This window comes from Cedecea sp., from assembly GCF_036500665.1.
GTDB lineage: Bacteria > Pseudomonadota > Gammaproteobacteria > Enterobacterales > Enterobacteriaceae > Cedecea.
The window spans coordinates 1-1,815 of sequence record NZ_DASYBS010000136.1 but is presented as its reverse complement, the minus strand read 5'-3'; the positions used below and the strand labels follow the sequence as shown (position 1 = coordinate 1,815).

Sequence of the window (1,815 nt, the reverse complement as noted above, 5' to 3'; positions counted from 1 at the left end):
AAGGGGTTAGCTTAGGCTGGCCCCTTGTGTTTTTAGGCTATTGGTATACTGTTGGTATATTCACTTGGTATATTCTGCCTGTTGACGGCTAAGTTTATTTGTGTATTGCCTGTGTGTATCCACTGAAAATTTCCTCCATTAGCCCACCAATTTTCTCCGTCAGCATCACGATCGCTTCGTCCCTTCTGAGTACGACCCAACCATTTTTTCTGGCCAAATCCAGCCACGACTCCATAGATATAATCAGATCATCCTCGCGAAGGGAGAGCTCGTTAACTGTGACGCCAGCGCGTTTGTAGCAAAGGGTTCGGGATGTGTATTCTGCGTAGTCAGGAGTTCGCTGTTCCTCTCGTTGGTGGGCGCCACGCAGCTCATCCTCCATTTTGTTGAAGGCGTTGATGTAGTCGATTTTCCACTGCAGGGCTTTTTTGCCAGTGAAGCCCATGACAATCAGCACGAAGGCATCGCGGGTTAGTTCAAAGTAAGGGGTTTTACGCACGGCACCGTTAGCAACCTCCACATCCTGGAACATCTCGTTAAAATTGACGGCATGATAAGAAGGGGGACAGTCCAGCATTATCGCACGGATTTTCTTTAGTACATTGTCGTGTGATTTTTCGAAGTAATTGGCGACAGCGATGGATGTGGTAACCGCGTGGTTGTCTCGAATGGTGATTTCAGGAATTACAGTTGAGATTGTATTAGTCATGTTGACCTCGTTTGGTTTCTTTCTACAGAAATCCACATAAGTGGGTGTCAGGAGGGTAGAAACGGCCCAAACAGCCGCGGACTTATTCCCCTTTCGGGTGTTGTATTCGTCGCCCTCCCGACATTGATCGGGCGTGGTCGCATGATGCGTTCACTAAATGACAGGCATAAAAAATCCAACACTGACGGGGTTGGTTGCGGTCCGGCTTGGGAGAGGTTTCTACGCCTCATGAAAAGAACTTACTGCGGTTACTCTCCAAAGTCAACAAGAAGCTTTATTAAGCATCTTTAAAGGTGCTAATATTAAGTCAACTTAAAAGGAGTGCATATGACATACCATATCTTAACTATAGCGGCAGCCAGTATTACCGACCTGAAAAAAAATCCGATGGGTACAGTGGCAGATGCTGACGGTGAAGCAGTAGCGATCCTGAACCGCAACGAGCCTGCGTTCTACTGCGTCCCCCCGGAGCTTTATGCCTACTATCAGGAACTCGCAGAAGATGCGGCACTGAATCACATTGCTGATGAGAGGCTGAAAAACGGCGAGTTTGTGGACGTGGATATCAATGACCTATAAATTGAAATTCCACAGCCGGGCACTAAAAGAATGGCAAAAATTAGGGAGCCCGGTTCGTGAACAACTTAAGAAAAAACTGTCTGAACGCCTGGATAACCCACATGTCCCATCAGCCAGGCTTTCCGGGCGTAACAATCGGTATAAAATTAAATTACGCTCATCTGGGTATCGACTGGTATACGAAGTTAATGATAACGAGATTACCCTGTTAGTCGTTGCTATCGGCAGGCGAGATGGGGATAAAGTATACGGTATTGCAGATAAAAGATAGCTGGTCAATCGCGGTTGTTGCGGGATTTCGGTTGCTCACACAGCCCACCAATAATGCGAAGATGTGGCTATGCAAGCGACAATAAAAATAAGCTCGCGGCGTGTCGTTATCGCGGTTTCCATCCTGGGGGCCTGGCCAGGCGCCAGATTTTGCTGGTGCCTGTGTAGTATTGGAGGGCATCCGGATGTCAATCCATTGGACGATCGAGGGTTGGTGATATTTTAACCTTACGGTCATATGTCGTCACCTGACTTTC

General features: G+C 47.5%; 3 protein-coding genes. 2 read left to right on the top strand and 1 reads right to left on the bottom strand.

All coding sequences use genetic code 11. The annotated features are described in order from the left end of the window. Positions 1-94: 94 nt before the first annotated feature. Complete coding sequence (locus VGM55_RS21600; RefSeq protein WP_331636653.1) at positions 95-709, bottom strand: Rha family transcriptional regulator; 615 nt, start codon at positions 707-709, stop codon at positions 95-97. 327 nt (positions 710-1,036) lie between these two features. On the opposite strand from VGM55_RS21600, the gene VGM55_RS21595 reads away from it, so the two are divergent. After that, positions 1,037-1,288, top strand: coding sequence for a type II toxin-antitoxin system Phd/YefM family antitoxin (locus VGM55_RS21595; RefSeq protein WP_331636652.1), 252 nt, complete (start codon positions 1,037-1,039; stop codon positions 1,286-1,288). Beyond that, positions 1,278-1,559, top strand: a complete 282-nt coding sequence (locus tag VGM55_RS21590; RefSeq protein ID WP_331636651.1) for a type II toxin-antitoxin system RelE/ParE family toxin — start codon at positions 1,278-1,280, stop codon at positions 1,557-1,559. Before VGM55_RS21595 ends, VGM55_RS21590 begins: the two co-directional genes overlap by 11 nt. Positions 1,560-1,815: the final 256 nt, after the last annotated feature.

Coding starts and splice junctions, on each gene's coding strand:
- VGM55_RS21600 (WP_331636653.1), bottom strand. CDS start 709: ATGACTAATACAATCTCAACTGTAATTCCTGAAATCACCATTCGAGAC.
- VGM55_RS21595 (WP_331636652.1), top strand. CDS start 1,037: ATGACATACCATATCTTAACTATAGCGGCAGCCAGTATTACCGACCTG.
- VGM55_RS21590 (WP_331636651.1), top strand. CDS start 1,278: ATGACCTATAAATTGAAATTCCACAGCCGGGCACTAAAAGAATGGCAA.